Source organism: uncultured Sphingomonas sp. (genome assembly GCF_913776855.1).
Taxonomy (GTDB): Bacteria; Pseudomonadota; Alphaproteobacteria; order Sphingomonadales; family Sphingomonadaceae; genus Sphingomonas.
The window spans coordinates 153,107-174,156 of the sequence record NZ_CAJYQD010000039.1 but is presented as its reverse complement, the minus strand read 5'-3'; the positions used below and the strand labels follow the sequence as shown (position 1 = coordinate 174,156).

Sequence of the window (21,050 nt, the reverse complement as noted above, 5' to 3'; positions counted from 1 at the left end):
TTACGTTGAAGAATGTCACCGAACGCAAGGGCTTGCTGTATTTCCGGCGCAAGGTCGCAGGGAAGGACACGTACATCCGACTACCGGCGATCAACAGTCCTGATTTTCCCGCCGAATATGCTCGTCTGAGTCAGCCCGACGCTAAATCAGCCCCGCTGCCGCACGGCTCACTAGCTTGGTTGATTGCTGATTACCGACGAAGCCCCGAATGGAACGTCAAGAGTATGAAGACGCGTGAAAATCAACTCCGCTATCTGCAAATGATAGGAGTTGAGCATGGACATCGTTCGGTGTCGGGTGTGCGACCGGTACACGTCTACCGTCTGCGCGACACTTTGGCCGAGACGCCCGGAAAGGCAAATGTTTGGCTTAGCGTTTTCGGCAGTCTGATGAAGCACGCGATGCGGATAGGGATCCGTGACGATAATCCGGCTGCTGACGTGCCCATTCTAAAGATCGGTGAGCACGAGCCTTGGCCGGCCGACCTTCTTGCGGTGTGTTTGGAGGAAGCAACCCCTATGACACGCTTAGCGATTGTCACCGGACTATGCTCCGGCCAGCGGGTCGGCGATTGCATTCGCATGCAGTATGGCTGGATTGCGAACGGCATCATGCAATTTACCCAACAGAAAGTCCGCAGGGGTGGGATCACAAAGGATGTGGCCGTACCCATGCATCCCTTTTGGCAGGATGAACTGCGGCGTTTACCTCGGCGCTCGGTAACCCTGCTCTACGAACGGACTGGTGCTCCATTCAAATCGACTGGGGCAATTCAAGAGCGGCTGAGAGCACTTATGGCCCAGCCTCCGGTTCGAGAAGTGCTGCTGGATTTGACGGCGCGGGAGGTCATTGCGGCCGGCGCTACGTTCACCTTCCATGGGCTTCGGAAGAATGCGTGCTGCTACCAGTTGGAGTGCGGCTTGAACGACACCGAGGTTGGCGAGATCCTCGGCATGTCACCTGAAATCGTACGTCACTATGGGAAGCGGGCTAGGGCCCTAATGATTGCCAAGAACGCAGCGCTGCGAATGACCGGGGGCAAAATCATGCCGCTGACGGGGGCAACCGCTAATGTACCAGCCAAGAAAACCTAGTGTTTTCAAGGGTGGTGACCCCTACGGGAATCGAACCCGTGTTTCAGCCGTGAAAGGGCCGCGTCCTAACCGCTAGACGAAGGGGCCATCTGGTGGCGTGGACGGGCTGTTAGAAGAGGGTCGGCGATCGGTCAACAGCTATTTCAGATTTTTTGCTCAATCGGCCCACGCCATGTCGTCGATATGCAGTTCGGCGGTCGGGCGACTGCCCCAGTCGTCGAGCTTTGCGCGGCCCGCAAGCCACAGCTTGCGATGCGGCGGGGCGCCCAGCAGCGCCATGCCGAGGTCGGTTTCCGCCTGGCGAAAGGCCACGCCCTTGAACCGGCGGCCATCGTCGCCGGTCACGATCGCGCGGACATGGCCGTTGCCTACGACATCCGCCTTCACGATCCGCACCGGTCCCGCCGCCACGCGCGGGGCGGGCCAGCCCATGCCGTACGGACCGCCGGCCTCCAGCGCGTCGATCAGCAGTGGGCTGACCCCGCCGGGCGCCAGTACCGCATCGACCAGCAGCGCACGGTCCTCCCGCGCGCGCTCGACCGGTTCGGCCATCCGCGCGTGCAGGAAATCGGCGAGGGCGGGGATCGCGGCCTCCGCGACGGTCACGCCCGCTGCCGCCGCATGGCCGCCGCCTGCGCTGACCAGCCCGAGTTCCTTGGCGGCCAGGATCGCCGCGCCCATGTCGACGCCGGGGATCGACCGGCCCGACCCCTTGCCCACGCCATGGTCATCGACCGCGATGACCAGCACCGGACGACCGAGCTTTTCCTTCAGCCGCCCGGCTACGATGCCGATGACGCCGGGATGCCAGCCGCGTCCCGACACCACGACGCAGCCGCGCGATTCCTGTGCGCGCGCCGAGAGGTCGGCGGATGCCTGCACATCGCCCTCGATCAGGCGGCGTTCCTCGTTCAGCCGGTCCAGCTCGACCGCGAGGGTGCGGGCCTCTTCCGGGTCCTGTGTCGTCAGCAGCCGGACGCCGAGGTCCGACTTGCCGACCCGCCCGCCGGCATTGATGCGCGGTCCGAGCGCGAAGCCGAGATCGGTGCAGGTCGGGGCGCGGGTCAGGCGCGAAGCCTCGATCAGCGCGGCGATGCCGATATTCTGCCGCCGGGCCATGACCTTCAGTCCCTGCGCCACGAATGCCCGGTTCAGTCCCCGGAGCTGGGCAACGTCCGCGACGGTCCCCAGCGCCACGAGGTCGAGCAGGTCGAGCAGCTTCGGTTCGGCGCGGCCGGTAAAGAAGCCGCGTGCGCGTAACGTCCGTACCAGCGCCGCCGCCAGCAGGAACGCGACCCCGACCGCCGCCAGATGTCCGTGCGCCGCCCCTGCGCCCTCATCCAGCCGGTTCGGGTTGACGATGGCGAGGGCGGGGGGAAGCTCGGTCGTGCATTGGTGGTGATCGACCACCAGTACATCGACCCCGGCGTCGCGCGTGGCGGCGAGTGCCTCGAACGCCTGCGCCCCGCAATCGACCGTGACGATCAGCGTGGCACCTTCGCGCGCCAGCCGCAGCATCGCTGGCGCGTTGGGGCCATACCCTTCGCGCTGGCGGTCGGGGATATAGGGGCGGGCGGCCAGGCCCAGGTCGCGCAGCAACCGCACCAGCAGCGCGGCCGACGTCGCACCATCGACGTCGTAATCGCCGAAGATCGCGACCGGCTCCTTCGCCATCACTGCGTCGGCCAGTCGCTCGGCGGCGCGGTCCATGTCGCGGAAGATCGACGGGTCGGGCATGAATTCGCGGATGCTGGGCGCCTTGTGCGCGGCCAGCGCCTCGCGCGGACAGCCACGGGCCAGCAGGATACGGGTGACGAGATCGTCGGCGACGAACCCGTCGTTGCACACATCGCCCTCCAACCCGCGCCAGCGCCATGGCTGGCCCAGGATCGAGCGATGCACATTGAGTACGGAACGCATCGCCGCGCTCTACCCCTTGGCGGCAGGGCGGTCCAGCGGGGCGCATCTCCACTGGAAATTCTTGCCCCGAGCGCGCAAAGACGGCGCCATGAAGCGCAAGACCGGACAAGACCGCAGCATCACCGCCACCTGGCGTCCCGCAACGCAGGCCGTGCGCGGGGGCACCGCGCGCAGCGAATATGGCGAAACGTCGGAGGCGTTGTTCCTCACCTCGGGCTATGCCTATGACTGTGCCGGCGACGCCGCCCCGCGCGTTGCGGGCGAACAGGTCGGCATGACCTATTCGCGGTTGCAGAACCCGACCGTCGAGATGCTGGAAGAACGCATCGCCCTGCTCGAAGGAGCCGAGGCGTGTCGTACCATGGCGACCGGCATGGCGGCGATGACGGCGGCACTGCTCAGCCAGTTGTCGGCGGGCGACCACCTGGTCGGCGGGCGCGCCGCGTTCGGGTCGTGTCGCTGGCTGACTGACACGCTGCTGCCCAAGTTCGGCATCGCAACCGACGTGGTCGATGCGCGCGATCCGCAGGCGTTCATCGATGCCAGCCGCCCGAACACGAAGGTCTGGTTCTTCGAAACGCCGGCCAATCCGACGATGGACGTCGCCGACCTGACCGCGATCTGCGCAGCCGCACGTGAGCGGGGCATCGTCACCGTGGTCGACAACGCCTTTGCCAGCCCCGCACTGCAACGCCCGATGGACTTCGGCGCGGACGTGGTAGCCTATAGCGCGACGAAGCTTATGGAAGGACAGGGCCGGGTTCTGGCCGGTGCGGTGTGCGGGACGAAGGCGTTCATCGACGACGTGCTGTTGCCCTTCACCCGTAACACCGGCCCGACGCTCAGCGCGTTCAACGCCTGGGTGGTGCTGAAGGGTCTGGAGACGCTCGACCTGCGCGTGATGCGCCAGTCAGAAAATGCGCTGAAGGTCGCAAGCTTCCTCGAAGGGCGCGTGCCGAAGATCAATGCGCCGGGCCTGCCCAGCCATCCGCAGCACGACCTGTGTATGCGCCAGATGAAGATGGCCGGGCCGATCTTCTCTTTCGAACTCGACGGCGGGCGGGCGCAGGCCCACGGGCTGCTCGATGCGCTGCAACTGATCGATATCTCGAACAATATCGGCGACTCGCGCTCGCTGATGACGCATCCGGCCTCCACCACCCATTCGGGCGTGGCCGAGGAAAAGCGGATCGAGATGGGCATTTCCGAAGGCATGATCCGCATCAATGTGGGTCTGGAGGATGCGGACGACCTGATCGCCGACCTCGACCAGGCGTTGCGCGCGGTCGCCCTATGAAGGCGCTGTTCCCGCACGAGGCGACGACCGGCGGTATCGTGGTGCGGGTATCGGCGACCTATCTGCCCGAACAGTCGCAACCGGCGCAGGGGCGCTGGTTCTGGGCCTATCATATCCGGATCGAGAATGATTCGGACCGGACGGTGCAGCTGCTCACCCGCCACTGGATCATCACCGACGGGCGCGGCGAACGGCATAGCGTGGAGGGCGAAGGCGTGATCGGCGAGTTGCCCGTGATCGAACCGGGCGGCAGCTTCGATTATGTATCGGGCTGTCCGCTGACGACCCCGACCGGAGCGATGCAGGGGAGCTATCACATGCTGGCCGATGATGGGGATACGTTCGACGTGGCGATCCCGCGCTTCACCCTGCTGGCACCGGCGGTCGGCGCATGAAGCGGACGCACCTGCCGCTGAACGGCCTGCGCGTGCTGGACGCTGCCGCGCGACACCTGTCCTTCACCCGCGCCGCCGACGAACTGGCGGTGACCCCTGCGGCGGTGGGGCAGCAGGTCCGCGCGCTGGAGGATACGCTGGGCGTCGTGCTGTTCCGCCGTACGACCCGCGGGCTGGAGCTGACGCCGGAGGGTGAGGCCGGATTGGCCGCGTTGCGCGGCGGTTTCCTGCAATTCGAGGAAGCGGTCCGCGCGATGCAGGCCGGGCAATCGTCGAAGTCGCTGACCATTGCCGCGCCGCGCGACCTGACGCAAAAATGGCTGCTCCCCCGCCTGTCGCGCATCGCCGCCGCCGATCCCGACCTGCGCTTCGCGCTGGTCGCGGCCGACGATGCGCTCGACTTCACCGAAGCCAATCTCGACCTTGCCATCCGCTGGGGCGAAGGGCCGGGCGCGCATGAGGGCGAGGCGCTCGAATCGGACGGCATGGTCACCGTCGAACGCGCCGGTGGCGGTGCCGATACGCGGATCGGCTGGCCCGGCTGCAATCCGGAGGATGCGACCGCGCTGGTCCGGGTCGCCGATGCGGGCCTTGCGATCGATGCGGCGGCGGCGGGGCTGGGGCGGGCGACCGTGCCCGAACTGCTCGCCCGCGACGACATCGCCGCCGGACGGATCGCGGTGGTCGGGGAACCGGCGTCGGGGCGCATGGGCTACTGGCTTGTCGCGCCGCTGCCGCAATGGCGGCAGTCGAAGGTGAAGGCGCTGGTCGACGCATTGGCGGGGTAGCGCACAAGCCACCTTTGCCCGGCCTCAATCCATTCTACCCGCCCGCGCGCTTGCCCCGGCGGGCGTCCCGCGCCATCTCACCCCCATGCATACCGCCCTCGATACGCTCGCCCTGATCGGCAACACCCCGCTCGTCCGGCTGAAAGGTCCCAGCGAAGCCGCCGGGGCGGAGATTTTCGCCAAGTGCGAATTCGCCAATCCCGGTGCCAGCGTGAAGGATCGCGCCGCGCTGTCGATCGTCGAGGATGCGGAGGCGCGGAGCCTCATCCAGCCGGGCGGGACGATCGTCGAGGGGACGGCCGGCAATACCGGCATCGGCTTGGCGCTGGTCGCCAATGCCAAGGGCTATCGCACGATCATCGTGATGCCCGAGACGCAGAGCCGCGAGAAGATGGATACGCTGCGCGCACTGGGTGCCGAGCTGGTCCTGGTCCCGGCCGCGCCCTATTCGAACCCCGGTCATTTCGTCCACACCAGCCGGCGTATCGCAGAAGAGACCCCGAACGCGATCTGGGCGAACCAGTTCGACAATATCGCCAATCGCCGCGCGCATATCACCGGCACGGCCGCCGAAATCTGGAAACAGATGGACGGGCGGATCGATGGCTTTACCTGTGCGGCGGGCACCGGCGGCACGCTCGCCGGTGTCGGATTGGGCCTGAAGGAAAAGGACGAATCGGTCACCATCGCGTTGACCGATCCGCATGGCGCGGCGCTTTATGACTACTACGCCCATGGCGAGTTGCGTTCCGAAGGATCGTCGGTCGCCGAGGGCATCGGGCAGGGGCGGATCACCGCGAACCTCGACGGCGCGCCGATCGACACCCAGTTCCGCGTGTCGGATGAAGAGGGCATGGTCTGGGTCCGCCGGCTGTTGGCGGAGGAGGGGCTGTGCCTTGGCCTGTCGTCGGGGATCAACGTGGCGGGCGCGGTGCTGCTGGCGCGGCAATTGGGGCCGGGCAGCCGGGTCGCGACGATCCTGTGTGACACCGGCTTTCGCTATCTGTCCACCCTGTACAATCCCGAATGGCTGGCGGCAAAAGGGTTGGCGGTCGACAGCGGAGCGACTTCGGCGTAACAGCCGTGCAGATGACGCCGCGATCGGACCAGTCCCAATTATTGCAACGCCTGCGTGTCGGCGCGACCGGACTGGTGCTGGTCGTGCTGCTCATTATCCTTGCCAGCGCGCTGTTCCGCTCGGCGATCGACGAAGCCCCGATCGGTGAGGATGTCGCGACGGTCGATGAACAGGCCAATGTCGCGGTCGCCAACCTGACGCCGACCGGCAACCCGGACGAGCCGCTGGCCGAACTGGGCATTTCCCCCGGCGCCGCGCCCAGCGGGAACATCGCGACTCCAGAGATTCGCTGAACCTGTCGCTCTGATCGACATCGCGAAGGTCATGCTGGCACAAGCCGGGACCAGCAGACGACGATAGGCCGCAGGGTCGGCCGTTGCTTACGGGGCGCAGGCGTCCCAGCGTTCGAACCCCCGCGTCTTTCCGTACCGTTTCCTGCCCGGTGGGGCGCCGTCCCAGCGTCCCGCCCACGCTCGCCCAAAAATATTGGCAGAACAAACAACGTACATCCCAAAATCGCCCCGCCAGTGGTGCTTTTTCCCATTCTCACCCAACTTCTCCCATTGTGACCCATGATAGCATTTGGTACGTCTCGAAACGTCACAGGGGGCAGGTCCTGGGATCGTCGCTACACACCGCCCGGCGCGTATTTGCCGGCGGGCGACGCTTCTCCTGCGTGACCGAACAGGGGCTGTGTTGGAGAGGGAACTCTACCTGAGCTACGGGCTACAGGCGGTCGATGCGAAGGGTCGCGTCGCAGTGCCTGCCAAGCTGCGCTCGGTGCTGGAGAAGAACGCCGATTCCCGCGAACTGCTGCTCAAGCGTCATGCCAAGCATGTCTGCCTCAGCGCCTTCGATGCTGCCTGGCCGAAAATCCTGTATTCGCGCAAACCCCAGGGCAGCGACGAGGATGCCGACACCGACTATAATGTCGCGGGCAAGGCGTTCGGCAACCTCGAAACCGCGCCGTTCGACAGTGCCGGGCGCTTCGTCCTGCCGACCTTCTATCGTCGCCGGGCAAAGATCGACAAATGGGCGTTCTTCCACGGCCGTGGCGACACGTTCAACGTCTGGGACCCGCACACACTGATCGCTGATCTGGAGATCGACGCCGACACGCGCGAGCTGTGCGAGTTCCTGATGGAAGAAAAGGGCCTGTTGTGACCGACGCGCCGCACATCCCCGTCCTGATGGCCGAGGCGGTCGCCGCACTGTCGATCCAGCCGGGCGAGGTCCATGTCGACGCGACCTTCGGCGCGGGCGGCTATACCCGCGCGATGCTGGCGGCCGGCGCACGGGTCGTGGCGTTCGATCGCGATCCGACCGCGCACGCCGCCGCCGCGCCGCTGCTGGCCGAGGCGGGCGAGCGCCTGACGCTGATCCAGGCGCCGTTTTCGGCGATGGCGAGCGAACTGGCTGCGCGCGGGATCGATGCGGTCGATGGCGTCGTGATGGACATCGGCGTGTCGTCGATGCAGCTCGATCAGGCGGATCGCGGCTTTTCCTTTCAGTATGACGGTCCGCTCGACATGCGGATGAGCCGTGAGGGCATCACTGCCGCCGAATGGCTGAACACCGCCGCCGAGGCCGAGATTTCTGACGTACTCGACCGCTATGGCGAGGAACCGCGCCATCGCCGTGTCGCGAACTTCATCGTCGGCGCGCGGCCGCTGGCGCGGACCGGCGAACTGGCCGCCGTCGTGCGTCGGGCGCTGGGCCATCGCCCGCATGAAAAGAAGGACCCGGCGACCCGCGCGTTCCAGGCGATCCGCATCCACCTGAACGACGAACTGGGCGAACTGACCGCCGGGCTCGACGCGGCGGAGCGGGTGCTCCGGCCCGGCGGGCGGCTGTCGGTGGTCAGCTTCCACAGCCTCGAGGACCGCATCGTGAAGCGGTTCCTGCGCGAACGCGGCGGGACGATGCCCGCCGGGTCGCGCCACCGGCCGGTCGTGGCGCAGGGGCCGGCGCCCAGCTTTGGCGACATCGCCAAGGCGGTGCGGCCCAGCGACGAAGAAATTTCGGTTAACCCGCGCGCACGGTCGGCTACGCTGCGCGCGGGCCTTCGCACGGCGTCCGCGCCGTGGAGTTCGAACGGGAGTGCGATGTGATGGGTACGTTCGGGTTCGGGACCCTTGGCAAATTGGTGGCGGTCGGCGTGATGGCGCCGGCCTTCTACCTCGTCATTTCGCAGGGGGCGGCGGAACGCGGCCGGGTCGAGGCGGTCGAACGCTCGATCGTGCAGGCGCGCAAGGACATCCGCGCGCTGGAAACCGAATTCGACACCCGTGCGAACATGGCGCAGCTCGAGCGCTGGAACGGCGACGTGCTGGCGCTCGCGGCGCCGCGTGCCGAACAATATGTCGGGGGCGAGCATCAGCTGGCCTCGCTGCCGGGGCGTACCGAGGGCGGTAACGTCGCGCTCGCCTATGTCGTGCCCAGTGCGCCGATGGAAATGGCGGCGGCGACGCCCGAACCGGCTCTCGCCACCGCCCCCGTCGCGACCCCGGCAAAGGGTGCAAAGGGCAAGCCCGTCGTGAAGCCGGTCGGCGCGGTGCGGACGGCGGCGGTCATCCCGGCCAAGGCACGCGCCGTGGCGATGCTCGACCGCACGCTGCTCAGCGACGCCACGATGGCCGACCTTGCCCGGTCGGCGCGCAAGGAAGCGGCCCGGCCGTGATCGTCGTCGTGGCGCCCCCCCTCAACCAGCAACGGGCCGACGGTGCGCGGCATACGTTGGTCAACATCGCCCATTACCGGTTGATGGTGCTGATGCTGTTGTTCGCGGCGGGCGTCACGGTCATTCTCGCGCGGCTGATGCTGCTGGCGGTCGCCGCCGAGCCGCGCTCGGCGATCGCGGCGGAGGCGGCACTGGTCCCGCTGCGCGGTGATCTGGTCGATCGCAACGGCGCGCCGCTCGCCCGCACCATCGATGCCTGGTCGATCGCGGTCCGCCCGGACAAGGTGATCGGCGACAAGAAACAGCTGGCGCAGCAGCTTGCCCAGCTGATGCCCGAACATGACGCTCGCTATTATTACGCGCAGCTCAATCTCGACCGCAACTTCGTCTATCTGCGCCGCCGCGCACTGCCCGAACTGGTGCAGGCGGTGAATGCGCTGGGCGATCCGGGGATCGTGCTGGGTCGCGAACCCGAACGCCTGTATCCGCAAAGCGCGATGGCGGCCCATGCGCTGGGCTATCTCGACATGGACGGGCGCGGCGTGCGCGGCATGGAGAAGTTCCTGAACGCCCGGCTGGTCGACCCGGCCGAGCGCGGTCGCCCGGTCGCATTGAGCCTCGACCTGCGCGTGCAGGCCGCGCTGGAAAGCGAGCTGGCCAATGCGATGGCGGTGTTCCAGGCGCGCGGCGCCGGCGGGATCGTGCTGGACAGCGATACCGGCGAAGTGATCGCCATGACCTCGCTGCCGACGTTCAACCCCAATGCCGTGACCGCCAATACCGGCCAGATGAACACCGTGACGCAGGGCGTGTACGAACTGGGTTCGGCGTTCAAGCCGCTGACCATGGCCGCAGCCCTCGACAGCGGCGTCGTGCCGTCGCTGTCGAAGCGGTACGATGCGACCCAGCCGCTCGCCGTCGGTGGCTTCCGCATCCGCGACGACCATGCGCAGAAGCGGTGGCTGAACGTGCCGGAAACGCTGGTCCATTCGTCGAACATCGCGACCGCGCGGATTGCCGACGAAATGGGGCAGGCGCGGATGGAAAACCTGTTCCGCTCGCTCCATTTCGATGCGTCGCCCGACATCGAACTCGAAAAGTCGCGCCCGATCTGGCCGCATTACTGGGGCCGCACGACCACGATGACCACCGCCTATGGCCACGGCATTGCGGTGACGCCGCTGCATCTCGCCAGCGCCTATGCCGCGCTCGTGAACGGCGGCATCTGGCGCCCGGCGACCATGCTGAAGCTGAAGCCGGGTCAGGCCCCCGCCGGCCGCCGCGTCTTCACCGAAGCGACCAGCGCGAAGATGCGTGGCCTCCTCCGTCTCGTCGTGACCGACGGCACCGGCCGCAAGGCGGAGGCACCGGGCTTCCGTGTCGGTGGCAAGACCGGCACGGCGGAAACGGTCGGCGCGGGCGGCGGCTATTCCAAGAAGGTCAACGTTTCGACCTTTGCCGCGGTCTTTCCGATGGACCGTCCGCGCTATGTCGTGATCGCGATGCTCGACAGCCCGAAGGGGACGAAGGAAACCTTCGGCTTCACCAGCGCCGCGTGGACCGCCGCGCCGGTGGTCAGCCGGGTGATTTCGCGTACCGGCCCGCTGTTGGGGGTGATTCCCGATGGCAATGCCGATATTGACCTCGCCGGACTGCGCTCGCTGCTGTGGCGGGCGCCGGGGGATGCGAAGAAGCTGGCGAACGTCGAATGAAATTAGGAACGATCACGGGCGGCGACGAACCGCAAACGGTGACCGGCTTCGCGATCGATCATCGCAAGGTCGCACCCGGCACCATCTTCGGCGCGTTCGAAGGAGCGCGGGTAAATGGTGAGGACTTTATCCCCGCCGCGATCGCCGCCGGTGCGATCGCCATCGTCGCCCGGCCCGAAGCGGTGGTAGAGGGCGCGGTGCATATCGCCGCCCGCGATCCGCGCGAGGCGTTCGCGCGCGCTGCCGCGACCTTCTTCGCGCCGTTCCCGCCGACCTGCATCGCGGTGACCGGTACCAACGGCAAGACCAGCACCGTCGAAATGGTGCGACAGCTGTGGCGGATGCAGGGGCATCATGCGGCGTCGATCGGTACGCTGGGCGTGACGACCGCCGACGAACGCGTGGTCACCGGCCTCACCACGCCGGACATCGTAACCTTCCTGTCGAACGTCGCCGGCCTCGCGCGCGAGGGCGTGACCCATGTCGCGTTCGAGGCGTCGAGCCACGGCCTGTCGCAATATCGCACCGAAGGGCTGCCGGTCTGCGCCGCCGCCTTCACCAATCTCAGCCGCGACCATCTCGACTATCATGGCGACATGGCAAGCTACCTGACGGCCAAGCTGCGCCTGTTCTCCGAAGTCCTCGCCGACGACGGGACGGCGGTGGTGTGGATCGACGACCCCCATGCCGACCGGATCATGGATCTGGCGCGGGTGCGCGGCAACCGCCTGATCACCGTTGGTGAACATGGCGAGACGCTGCGCCTGACCGGCCGGGAACCGAGCCTGCTGGGACAGGCGCTGACCATCGAGGCGGAGGGCGCGACCCACAAGGTGCAGCTGCCGCTGATCGGCGCCTATCAGGCCGCGAATGCGCTGACCGCCGCCGGCCTCGTACTGGCGACCGGCGGATCGCTTGCCGCGACGCTCGCCGGCCTCGCCCGGTTGCAGCCGGTGCGCGGACGCCTGGAACGGGCGGTGATCCTCCCCAATGGCGCCCCGGTCTATGTGGATTACGCCCATACCCCCGACGCGCTGGAGGCCGCCATCGCCGCGCTGCGTCCCCATGCCGAAGGGCGGCTGATCGTCGTGTTCGGTGCGGGCGGCGACCGCGACAACGGCAAGCGTGCGCCGATGGGAGAGGTCGTGGCCTCACAGGCCGACGTCGCGATCGTCACCGACGACAATCCCCGGACCGAGGATGCGGCGCAGATCCGTGCGCAGGTGCTGGCCGGTGCCCCGAACGCTACCGAAATCGGCGACCGCCGCGCTGCCGTTGCCGCTGCGTGCAGGATGGCGCAACCCGGCGACATCGTGCTGATCGCGGGCAAGGGCCATGAACAGGGCCAGATCGTCGGCGACATGATCCTGCCGTTCGACGACGTACAGGTGGCACGTGACTGTGCCGGCTGACCTGCCGCTCTGGACCGCCGCCGCCATCGCCGCCGCGACCGGGGGCACTGCCTCCACCGATTTTGCCGTGAACGGCGTCGCCTTCGACAGCCGTGAAGTGGGGCAGGGCGACCTGTTCGTCGCGCTGTCGGGCGAAGCGACCGACGGCCACCGCTTCGTCGCGCAGGCTTTTGCGCAGGGTGCGGGCGGGGCGATCGTGTCGCGCCCGGTCGATGGCCCGCACGTCCTGGTCGATGACACCACCGTCGCGCTGAACCAGCTCGCCACCGCATCGCGCGCACGCACCGGCTCGCGGATCATCGGCGTCACCGGATCGGTCGGCAAGACCGGGACCAAGGAAGCGCTCTACGCCGCGATCGACCGGATCACCCACGGCAACGCGCATCGTTCGGTCAAAAGCTACAACAACCATACCGGCGTGCCCTTGAGCCTCGCCCGGATGCCGGCCGCCACGCAGGCTGCGGTGTTCGAAATGGGCATGAACCATGCGGGCGAGCTGTCGCAACTGACCCGACTGGTCCGGCCCGAAGTCGCCATCGTCACGACCATCGCGCCGGCCCATACCGAGTTCTTCACCGGCGAGGACGCGATCGCCCGCGCCAAGGGGGAAATTTTCGAAGGACTGGTCGAAGGCGGCACCGCCATCATCCCCTTCGACAGCCCGCATCGCGACACGCTGATCGCCGCCGCGCGCCCGCACGCCGGCAGGATCGTGACCTTCGGCCTGCGCGACGGCGCCGATGTCCGCGCGATCGAGCATGTCCGCATGTCGGGCGGCGACAGCTTCGTTACCGCGCGGCTGGGTTCGCGCGAAGTCAGCTACACCCTTGCGCCGCCGGGCGAGCATTGGGTCGCCAATTCGCTGGCGGTGATGGCGGCGGTCGATGCGATCGGCGGGGACCTCGGCGTTGCCGGCCTCGCGCTGGCCGATCTTGCGGGTCTTGCCGGTCGTGGTGCGCGTCGCCGCGTGACCCTGGCGGGTGGCGAGGCATTGCTGATCGATGAAAGCTACAATGCCAACCCGGCATCGATGCGGGCGACGCTGAAGGTGCTGGCCGCCGAACGCGCCGATCGTCGCATCGCGGTGCTGGGCGAAATGCGCGAACTGGGTGACTCGTCCGACGCCTATCACGCCGCGCTGGCGGTCCCTATCGACGAAGCGGGCGTTTCGCGCGCCGTGCTGGTGGGGCAGGGGATGCTTCCGCTGGCCAAGGCGCTTGAGGGCCGCATCGAAACCGTCCATGTGCCCGACGCCGCCACCGCTGCGCTGGTCCTGTCCGACCTGATCGCGCCGGGCGACGCGGTACTCGTAAAGGGATCGAACGGGGTGGGGCTGGCGCGGGTCGTCGCCGACCTGTGGGGCCAGGACTGATGTTGTACGAAATCGCCGAATATCTCGGCTTTCCGGGGGTTCTGAACCTCTTTCGCTATCTGTCGTTCCGCACCGGTGCGGCAACCGCGACGGCGCTGCTGATCGGCCTCGTCATCGGTCCGCGCTTCATCGGCTGGCTGCGCGTCCGGCAGGGCAAGGGGCAGCCGATCCGCCTCGACGGGCCGCAAAGCCATCTCGCCAAGCGCGGCACGCCGACCATGGGCGGGCTGATGATCCTGACCGCGCTCGCCACCTCGGTGCTGCTGTGGATGGACCTTGCCAACCCGTTCGTCTGGGCGTGCCTGTTCGTGACCTTGGGGTTTGCCGCGATCGGCTTCCTCGACGATTATGACAAGGTGCGAAAGGCCAGCACGGCGGGGGTGTCGGGCCGGACGCGCCTGCTGCTCGAATTCCTGATCGCCGGCATCGCCAGCTGGATCATCATCCGCCAGACCGGCACGATGCTCTACGTGCCGTTCTTCTCGAACGTCGCGATCGATCTGGGGCCGTTCTACATCCTGTTCGCCGCCTTTACGATCGTCGCGTTCGGCAATGCGGTGAACCTGACCGACGGGCTGGACGGCCTCGCGACGATGCCGGTCATCATCGCCTCGGTCGCGCTGATGCTGATTGTGTACATGGTCGGCAACGCGAAATTCGCGGCCTATCTCGGCATCCCGCACGTGCTGGGCGCGGGCGACCTTGCGCTGTTCTGCGGCGCGATCGTCGGCGCGGGGCTGGCGTTCCTGTGGTACAACGCACCGCCCGCGGCGGTGTTCATGGGCGATACCGGCAGCCTCGCGCTGGGCGGTGCGCTCGGTGCGATCGCGGTGTCGTCGCATCACGAGATCGTACTGGCGATCATCGGCGGGCTGTTCGTGGTCGAGGCGCTGAGCGTCATTATTCAGGTGTTCTGGTACAAGCGCACCGGCAAGCGCATCTTCCGCATGGCGCCGATCCACCATCATTTCGAACAGCTCGGCTGGGCCGAGGCGACAGTCGTGATCCGCTTCTGGATCATCGCCTTCGTGCTGGCGCTGGCTGGCCTCTCGACGCTTAAACTGCGGTGATTACCGCTGCCACCTGGGCGGGGAAAAAGTTCGCGGTGCTGGGCCTCGCCCGTTCCGGCGCGGCGACGGTGCGCGCGTTGCTGGCCGGGGGTGCGGAAGTCGTGGCGTGGGACGGCGACGAGGCGAAGCGCAACCAGTTCCTCCCCGCACGCGGCGAGGAACTGACGCTGGCCGACCCGCTGACGATCGACCTCACCGGTTTCGATGGCGTCGTCGTGTCGCCGGGCGTCCCGCTCAACCGGCATCCGATCGCACAGCACGCCGGCGACACGCCGATCATCGGCGACATCGAACTCTTCGCCCAGGCCCGCGGCGACCTGCCACCGCACAAGGTCGTCGGCATCACCGGCACCAACGGCAAGTCGACCACCACCGCGCTGATCCACCACATCCTCGATCAGGCCGGAATCCCCGCACGGATGGGCGGCAATATCGGCCTCCCGATCCTGGCACAGGACCCGCTGCCGGCCGGTGGCGTCTACGTCCTCGAACTGTCGAGCTACCAGATAGACCTGACGCGCACCCTCGACTGCGACGTCGCGGTGCTGCTCAACATCACGCCCGACCATCTCGACCGCTATGCCGGGTTCGACGCCTATGCCGCATCGAAGGCTCGCCTGTTCGCGATGCAGTCGGCGGGGCACGCGGCGATCGTCGGCATCGGCGACGCCGCCTCGACCGCCATCGCCGACACCGTGCCGCACGCGACGCGCATCGCCGTGCCCGACGACGCCCCCGCCCATGGCCCCGCGCTCGCCGGCCCGCACAATGCGCAGAACGCAGCTGCGGCCATCGCCGTATGCGAGGCGCTCGGCCTCGACGCCGACACCATCCGCGCCGGTCTGCGAACCTACCGCGCGCTCCCGCACCGCATGGCGCACATCGCCGACGTCAACGGCGTCGCCTATGTCGACGACAGCAAGGCGACGAACCCCGATTCCACCGCGCCCGCACTGAACGCGTTCAAGCGCATCTACTGGATCGTCGGCGGCCTCGCCAAGTCCGACGACCTCGACGCCTGCCGCCCTGGTTTCGGCAATGTCGTCCACGCCTACACCATCGGCACCGCCGCCGAACGCTTTGCCGAGCTGCTCGCGCCCGACTTGGCCGTAACCATTGCCAACACATTGGACGAGGCGGTAAAATTGGCCGCGACAGCGGCGCGGCCGGGCGATACCGTGCTGTTGTCGCCGGCGTGTGCGTCGTTCGACCAGTTCAGTGATTTCGAAGCGCGGGGCCGCGCCTTCGCGACGGCAGTGGGGGCATTGCAATGACTGATATGGGTCGCGGGCGCGATGTCCGGGCGCTGCGCCAGCGGGTGGAGACGTTGCAGGGTCGCAGCGCGCGCTCGCCGATCGGCGCGTGGTTTCGCGAAGTCGACCGGGTGCTGCTGCTGATCGCGATGGTGCTGATCGCCATCGGGCTGGTCGCGGTAGCCGCCGCGTCGCCCGCATCCGCCGTCCGCTATTCGGGCGGCGACGTCACCGTGCCGCCGATGATGTATTTCTGGCGACAGGCCGGGTGGATCGCGGTGTCCTTTCCGGTGATGATCGTCGTGTCGATGCTGCCGGTTACGGTCGCGCGGCGGCTGTGCCTGCTGGGCGCGGGGGTGCTGGTCCTCGCACTCATGGTCACGCCCTTCGTCGGGGTCGAAGCGAACGGCGCGCGGCGCTGGATCAACCTCGGCATTGGGCAGTTCCAGCCGTCCGAGTTCCTGAAACCGATGTTCATCGTCACGACGGCATGGCTGTTGTCGCTGCGCGCCAAGGACCCGCAGCTGCCGATGCTGTGGGTCACCGGCGCACTGACCGCCGTGATCGCGGGCAGCCTGATGCTCCAGCCCGATTTCGGGCAGACGGTGATCTTCTGCGGCGTGTGGCTCGCGCTGCTCATCATTTCGGGCATTGCGGTGCGCACCATGGCGCTGCTCGGCGCGGCGGGAGTCGGGTTGGTCGTCGCGGCCTATACCTTCTACGGCACGGCACGCGTCCGCATCGACGGCTTCCTGTTCCCCGATCCGGCAAGCGCGGCGACGGACAGCTATCAGGTCGACATGGCCCACGCCGTGCTGACCGCCGGTGGCGCGATCGGCACCGGTCCGGGCGGCGGTCGGGTCAAGTTCAAGCTGCCCGAGGCGCACACCGACTATATCTTTGCGGTGGTGGGCGAGGAATTCGGCCTGATCGCCTGCGCCATCATCGCCGTCATCTTCCTCGCCATCGTCGTCCGCGTCTTCGTCCGGCTGCTGGACGAAGAGGATGCGTTCAAGCTGCTCGCCGCCGCCGGCCTCGCGGTGCAATTCGGGGCGCAGGCGCTCATCAACATGGCGGTCAATGTCGGCATCGCCCCGTCGAAGGGGATGACGCTGCCCTTCATCTCCTATGGCGGGTCGTCGATGATCGCGCTGTCGATCGGCATGGGACTGCTGCTCGCTTTCACGCGCCGCAACCCGTATCTGAGCCGCTCACCTTACGGCCCACAGCGCTGGAGCGCAGCGAAATGAGCAAGCATTATGTCCTCGCCGCCGGGGGCACCGGGGGGCATATGGTCCCCGCCGCGGCGCTGGCGACCGAACTGACCCGGCGCGGCCACCGGGTCGCGCTGGTCAGCGACGAACGCGGCGTGCGCTTTCCCGACCTGTTCGACGGCATTCAGACCCATGTCCTGCCCGCCGGACGCCTGAGCGGCGGCCCGATCGGCTGGGCGAAGGCCGCGCGGCAGATGCTAGCCGGGCGGTCGATGGCGATCGAACTGTACAAGACCTTCCGCCCCTCCGCCGTGATCGGTTTCGGCGGCTATCCGGCGCTCCCCGCGCTGCTCGCCGCCTTCGCGCAGAAGGTGCCGACGATCGTCCACGAACAGAATGCCGTGCTGGGCCGCGTCAACCGGCTGGTCGCGGGCAGCGTGAATGGCATCGCCACCAGCTACGAACGGGTCGAGCGGCTGAAGGACAGTCACGTTCCCAAGACGCATCTGGTCGGCAATCCGGTCCGCGAAGCCGTGCTGGCCTTGCGTGAGCGGCCCTATCCGGCGCTGGACGACGAAGGCATCTTCCGCGTGCTGGTCACCGGTGGCAGCCAGGGGGCAAGCATCCTGAGCCAGGTCGTGCCCGACGGCCTCGCGCTGCTCCCCGTCGCGTTCCGCCGGCGGATGCAGGTGACGCATCAGGCGCGGATCGAGGATATCGATGCGGTCCGCGCCAAGTACGCCGAACACGGCATTCCGGCGGAAATCGCGACCTATCTCCCCGACCTGCCCGATCGGCTGGCATGGAGCCATGTCGTGATCGCCCGCGCCGGTGCCTCGACCATCGCCGAGCTGACCGCCGCCGGCCGCCCCGCGATCCTCGTGCCGCTGCCCGGCGCGACCGACGATCATCAGACGGCGAACTGCCGGGAAATCGTCGCCGCCGGCGGCGCGCGATCGATCCAGCAGACGCAGTTCACCGCGCCGGAACTGGCCAAGCAGATCCAGAAGCTCGGCCTCGATCCCGCTGCGCTCGCCAATGCAGCGGCGCGAGCGCGGAGTTGTGGGCGGCCGTTCGCCGTCCGCGACCTCGCCGATCTGGTCGAGAGCATCGACGCACCCAGGGCGAAAGTGGGCAGGCGAGCCCCCGCCCAACGACAGAAGGAAGCATTTGCGTGAAGGGCGTCGCTACCGACATCGGCACGATCCATTTCGTCGGCATCGGCGGCATCGGCATGTCGGGCATTGCCGAGGTGATGCATAATCTCGGCTATAAGGTGCAGGGGTCGGACGTGGCCGAGGGCTATGTCGTCGACGGGCTGCGCGCGCGTGGCATCGACGTGCATATCGGCCACCGCGCGGAGAATGTGGAGGGTGTGGCGGTCGTCGTCACCTCCACCGCGATCAAGCCCGGCAATCCGGAGCGCGACCATGCGCTCGCCAAGCGAATCCCGGTCGTGCGCCGCGCGGAGATGCTCGCCGAACTGATGCGGCTGAAATCGACCGTCGCGGTTGCGGGCACCCATGGCAAGACGACCACGACCTCGCTGATCGCCGCGCTGCTCGATGCCGGTGGCGTCGACCCGACGGTCATCAATGGAGGGATCATCAACTCCTACGGCTCGAACGCGCGGTTGGGCGCCTCGGACTGGATGGTGGTTGAGGCGGACGAGAGCGACGGCAGCTTCCTGCGCCTTGACGGCACGATCGCGGTCGTGACCAATATCGATCCCGAACATCTCGACCATTATGGCAGCTTCGACCGGGCGAAGGACGCCTATGTCGAGTTCATCGAGAACGTGCCCTTCTACGGCGCGGCGGTTCTATGCCTCGACCATCCGGAAGTGCAGGCGCTGATCCCGCGCATCCGCGACCGCCGCATCGTCACCTATGGCTTCGCAGCGCAAGCAGACGTGCGCGGCGTGGAAGTGACGGCGGGCCGCGACGGCAATCGCTTCGACTGTGTGGTGCGCGACCGTGACGGCAATACCCGCACGATCGAGGGCATCCACCTGCCGATGGCCGGCCGCCATAATGTCCAGAACGCGCTGGCGGCGATCGCCGTCGCGGTCGAACTGGGGTTGGACGACGCGACCATCGCGCAGGGGTTCGCCAAGTTCGGCGGCGTGAAGCGCCGCTTCACCCGCGTCGGCGAGGTCGCCGGCATGACCGTGATCGACGATTACGGCCATCACCCGGTCGAAATCCGGGCGGTCCTCTCCGCTGCTCGCGAAGCGACCGGCGGCCGCGTGATCGCCGTCGTCCAGCCGCACCGCTATTCGCGGCTGGGCGCGCTGATGGATGAGTTTGCACAGGCGTTCAACGACGCCGATGCGGTCCATGTCCTGCCGGTCTATGCCGCTGGCGAAGCGCCGGTCGAAGGGGTCAGTGCCGAGGCTTTGGTCGACGGCATCCGCCTGCGCGGCCACCGCTCGGCACAGGTCGCGGTCGACAAGGACGCGCTGGCGACCGCGCTCGCTGCGGAGGGCCAGGACGGCGACCTGATCGTCTGCCTCGGCGCGGGCGACATTACGAAGATCGCGGCCGGCCTGCCTGCCGCCATTGGGGAGCGGCTGGCATGAGCGACTGGTTCTCCACCGCGATCGAGATGCAGCGCGAGATCCTGCGCGCGCAACAGGCGCAGCTCGACGCAGCCAAGAAGCTGCTCGACACCGCCGAGACGCGCGACATGACGGAGGTCGGCAAGCAGATCGCCGATGCGCAGGCAGAGGCATGGACCGCCTGGGCGCGCTTCTGGGGCAGCGGCAAATGACCCTGCCGCTGGTTCGTGGCAGGCTCACTCCGAACGCCGCGTTGGCGCCGCTCGTCTGGTTCAAGGCGGGTGGTGCGGCCGAGTGGCTGTTCGAACCGGCCGACACGGACGATTTGTGCGATTTCCTCCGCGCGTTCGACCCCGCGGTGCCGGTCATGGGGCTGGGGCTAGGTTCCAACCTGATCGTTCGCGACGGCGGCGTACCGGGCGTGGTCGTGCGTCTCGGCAAGCCCTTCGCCAAGGTTGTGGTAGACGGCCTGACGCTTAGCTGCGGCGGCGGAGCGAGCGGCATCCTCGTCTCTTCGACCGCGCGCGATGCCGGCATTGCCGGCGTCGAATTCCTGCGCTCGATTCCCGGCACGGTCGGCGGCTTCGTGCGGATGAACGGCGGCGCCTATGGCCGCGAGGTGGCGGACGTGCTGGTGAATGCGCAGGTCGTGACCCGCGACGGGACGCTTACAACGCTTTCGGCGGCCGACCTCCACTACCGCTACCGCCACAGCGACCTGCCCGACGGCGCGATCGTCGTCGCCGCCACCTTCCGCGGCGAAGCTGGCGAGCCGACCGCCATCCAGGCCGAAATGGACCGCATCGCCGCCGCGCGCGAAGCCTCGCAACCGCTGCGCAGCAAGACTGGTGGTTCGACCTTCAAGAACCCGGAGGGGCACAAGGCTTGGGCACTGGTCGACGCCGCCGGCTGTCGCGGCCTGACGCGCGGCGACGCGCAGGTGTCGGAAAAGCATTGCAATTTCCTGCTGAACACCGGCAGTGCCACCAGCGCGGATATCGAAGCCTTGGGCGAGGACGTCCGCGCGAAGGTGCTTGCCGCTTCGGGCGTGACGTTGGAGTGGGAAATCCAGCGGGTGGGGCGGAGGTGACGAACCTAGCCCCATCCAACCCGTTCGGTTCGAGCAGCTTCGAGCCTGTCGAGAAGCGCCCGTCGAGAACTTGGCCGTTTGGGGCAAGCTCTTCTCGACTACGCGTTTCGACTTC

At 67.6% G+C, this 21,050-nt stretch carries 20 protein-coding genes and 1 tRNA gene; 19 read left to right on the top strand and 2 right to left on the bottom strand.

Features of this window, described 5'->3' with window-relative positions; translation table 11 throughout:
* Positions 1-1,094 (top strand): hypothetical protein (locus QZ755_RS12650; RefSeq protein WP_366509177.1); only part of this gene is annotated, 1,094 nt, incomplete at its 5' end.
* A 12-nt stretch (positions 1,095-1,106) separates the two neighbouring features.
* Here QZ755_RS12650 and QZ755_RS12645 read toward each other — a convergent pair.
* Both QZ755_RS12645 and recJ read right to left on the bottom strand, forming a co-directional pair.
* A tRNA-Glu gene (locus QZ755_RS12645) sits at positions 1,107-1,181 on the bottom strand.
* A 69-nt stretch (positions 1,182-1,250) separates the two neighbouring features.
* On the bottom strand, positions 1,251-3,014 hold the full coding sequence (gene recJ, locus QZ755_RS12640; RefSeq protein ID WP_294323333.1) for a single-stranded-DNA-specific exonuclease RecJ: 1,764 nt from the start codon (positions 3,012-3,014) through the stop codon (positions 1,251-1,253).
* An 88-nt stretch (positions 3,015-3,102) separates the two neighbouring features.
* Between recJ and QZ755_RS12635 the strand changes: the two genes are divergently transcribed.
* The 18 genes from QZ755_RS12635 to murB all read left to right on the top strand — a co-directional run bounded on the left by QZ755_RS12635 (position 3,103) and on the right by murB (position 20,935).
* On the top strand, positions 3,103-4,311 hold the full coding sequence (locus QZ755_RS12635) for a PLP-dependent transferase (protein ID WP_294323330.1): 1,209 nt from the start codon (positions 3,103-3,105) through the stop codon (positions 4,309-4,311).
* Complete coding sequence (gene apaG / locus QZ755_RS12630; RefSeq protein ID WP_294323328.1) at positions 4,308-4,706, top strand: Co2+/Mg2+ efflux protein ApaG; 399 nt, start codon at positions 4,308-4,310, stop codon at positions 4,704-4,706. The genes QZ755_RS12635 and apaG overlap by 4 nt, the downstream gene beginning before the upstream one ends.
* Positions 4,703-5,494, top strand: a complete 792-nt coding sequence (locus QZ755_RS12625) for a LysR family transcriptional regulator (protein WP_294323326.1) — start codon at positions 4,703-4,705, stop codon at positions 5,492-5,494. Before apaG ends, QZ755_RS12625 begins: the two co-directional genes overlap by 4 nt.
* Before the next feature lie 85 nt (positions 5,495-5,579).
* On the top strand, positions 5,580-6,572 hold the full coding sequence (locus QZ755_RS12620; RefSeq protein WP_294323324.1) for a cysteine synthase A: 993 nt from the start codon (positions 5,580-5,582) through the stop codon (positions 6,570-6,572).
* Positions 6,573-6,583: 11 nt separating this feature from the next.
* The gene (locus QZ755_RS12615; protein ID WP_294323322.1) at positions 6,584-6,865 is read left to right on the top strand and encodes a hypothetical protein; all 282 of its coding nucleotides are present in this window, start codon (positions 6,584-6,586) and stop codon (positions 6,863-6,865) included.
* Between the two features lie 400 nt (positions 6,866-7,265).
* The gene (locus tag QZ755_RS12610) at positions 7,266-7,736 is read left to right on the top strand and encodes a division/cell wall cluster transcriptional repressor MraZ (RefSeq protein ID WP_294323320.1); all 471 of its coding nucleotides are present in this window, start codon (positions 7,266-7,268) and stop codon (positions 7,734-7,736) included.
* The gene (gene rsmH / locus QZ755_RS12605; RefSeq protein ID WP_294323317.1) at positions 7,733-8,683 is read left to right on the top strand and encodes a 16S rRNA (cytosine(1402)-N(4))-methyltransferase RsmH; all 951 of its coding nucleotides are present in this window, start codon (positions 7,733-7,735) and stop codon (positions 8,681-8,683) included. The genes QZ755_RS12610 and rsmH overlap by 4 nt, the downstream gene beginning before the upstream one ends.
* Positions 8,680-9,252 (top strand): hypothetical protein, encoded by a 573-nt coding sequence (locus QZ755_RS12600; RefSeq protein ID WP_294323316.1) that lies wholly within the window; start codon positions 8,680-8,682, stop codon positions 9,250-9,252. Before rsmH ends, QZ755_RS12600 begins: the two co-directional genes overlap by 4 nt.
* A complete protein-coding gene (locus QZ755_RS12595; RefSeq protein ID WP_294323315.1) occupies positions 9,249-10,964 on the top strand; it encodes a penicillin-binding protein 2 in 1,716 nt (571 codons plus the stop codon). Before QZ755_RS12600 ends, QZ755_RS12595 begins: the two co-directional genes overlap by 4 nt.
* A complete protein-coding gene (locus QZ755_RS12590) occupies positions 10,961-12,376 on the top strand; it encodes a UDP-N-acetylmuramoyl-L-alanyl-D-glutamate--2,6-diaminopimelate ligase (RefSeq protein ID WP_294323314.1) in 1,416 nt (471 codons plus the stop codon). The genes QZ755_RS12595 and QZ755_RS12590 overlap by 4 nt, the downstream gene beginning before the upstream one ends.
* Before the next feature lies 1 nt (position 12,377).
* Complete coding sequence (gene murF, locus QZ755_RS12585; RefSeq protein ID WP_294323350.1) at positions 12,378-13,748, top strand: UDP-N-acetylmuramoyl-tripeptide--D-alanyl-D-alanine ligase; 1,371 nt, start codon at positions 12,378-12,380, stop codon at positions 13,746-13,748.
* Positions 13,748-14,818 carry a phospho-N-acetylmuramoyl-pentapeptide-transferase gene (mraY, locus tag QZ755_RS12580; RefSeq protein WP_055820980.1) on the top strand — a complete coding sequence of 357 codons (1,071 nt, stop codon included), beginning with the start codon at positions 13,748-13,750 and terminating at the stop codon, positions 14,816-14,818. Before murF ends, mraY begins: the two co-directional genes overlap by 1 nt.
* Positions 14,815-16,092: a UDP-N-acetylmuramoyl-L-alanine--D-glutamate ligase gene (murD, locus tag QZ755_RS12575; protein WP_294323312.1), complete on the top strand. Its 1,278-nt coding sequence runs from the start codon at positions 14,815-14,817 to the stop codon at positions 16,090-16,092. The genes mraY and murD overlap by 4 nt, the downstream gene beginning before the upstream one ends.
* A 5-nt stretch (positions 16,093-16,097) precedes the next feature.
* Positions 16,098-17,321 carry a putative peptidoglycan glycosyltransferase FtsW gene (locus tag QZ755_RS12570; RefSeq protein WP_294323348.1) on the top strand — a complete coding sequence of 408 codons (1,224 nt, stop codon included), beginning with the start codon at positions 16,098-16,100 and terminating at the stop codon, positions 17,319-17,321.
* Positions 17,318-18,463: an undecaprenyldiphospho-muramoylpentapeptide beta-N-acetylglucosaminyltransferase gene (gene murG, locus QZ755_RS12565; protein ID WP_294323310.1), complete on the top strand. Its 1,146-nt coding sequence runs from the start codon at positions 17,318-17,320 to the stop codon at positions 18,461-18,463. Before QZ755_RS12570 ends, murG begins: the two co-directional genes overlap by 4 nt.
* Positions 18,460-19,866, top strand: a complete 1,407-nt coding sequence (murC, locus tag QZ755_RS12560; protein WP_294323309.1) for a UDP-N-acetylmuramate--L-alanine ligase — start codon at positions 18,460-18,462, stop codon at positions 19,864-19,866. Before murG ends, murC begins: the two co-directional genes overlap by 4 nt.
* A complete protein-coding gene (locus QZ755_RS12555; protein WP_242416285.1) occupies positions 19,863-20,057 on the top strand; it encodes a hypothetical protein in 195 nt (64 codons plus the stop codon). Before murC ends, QZ755_RS12555 begins: the two co-directional genes overlap by 4 nt.
* Complete coding sequence (gene murB / locus QZ755_RS12550) at positions 20,054-20,935, top strand: UDP-N-acetylmuramate dehydrogenase (RefSeq protein WP_294323306.1); 882 nt, start codon at positions 20,054-20,056, stop codon at positions 20,933-20,935. Before QZ755_RS12555 ends, murB begins: the two co-directional genes overlap by 4 nt.
* The last annotated feature ends 115 nt before the right edge of the window (positions 20,936-21,050 follow it).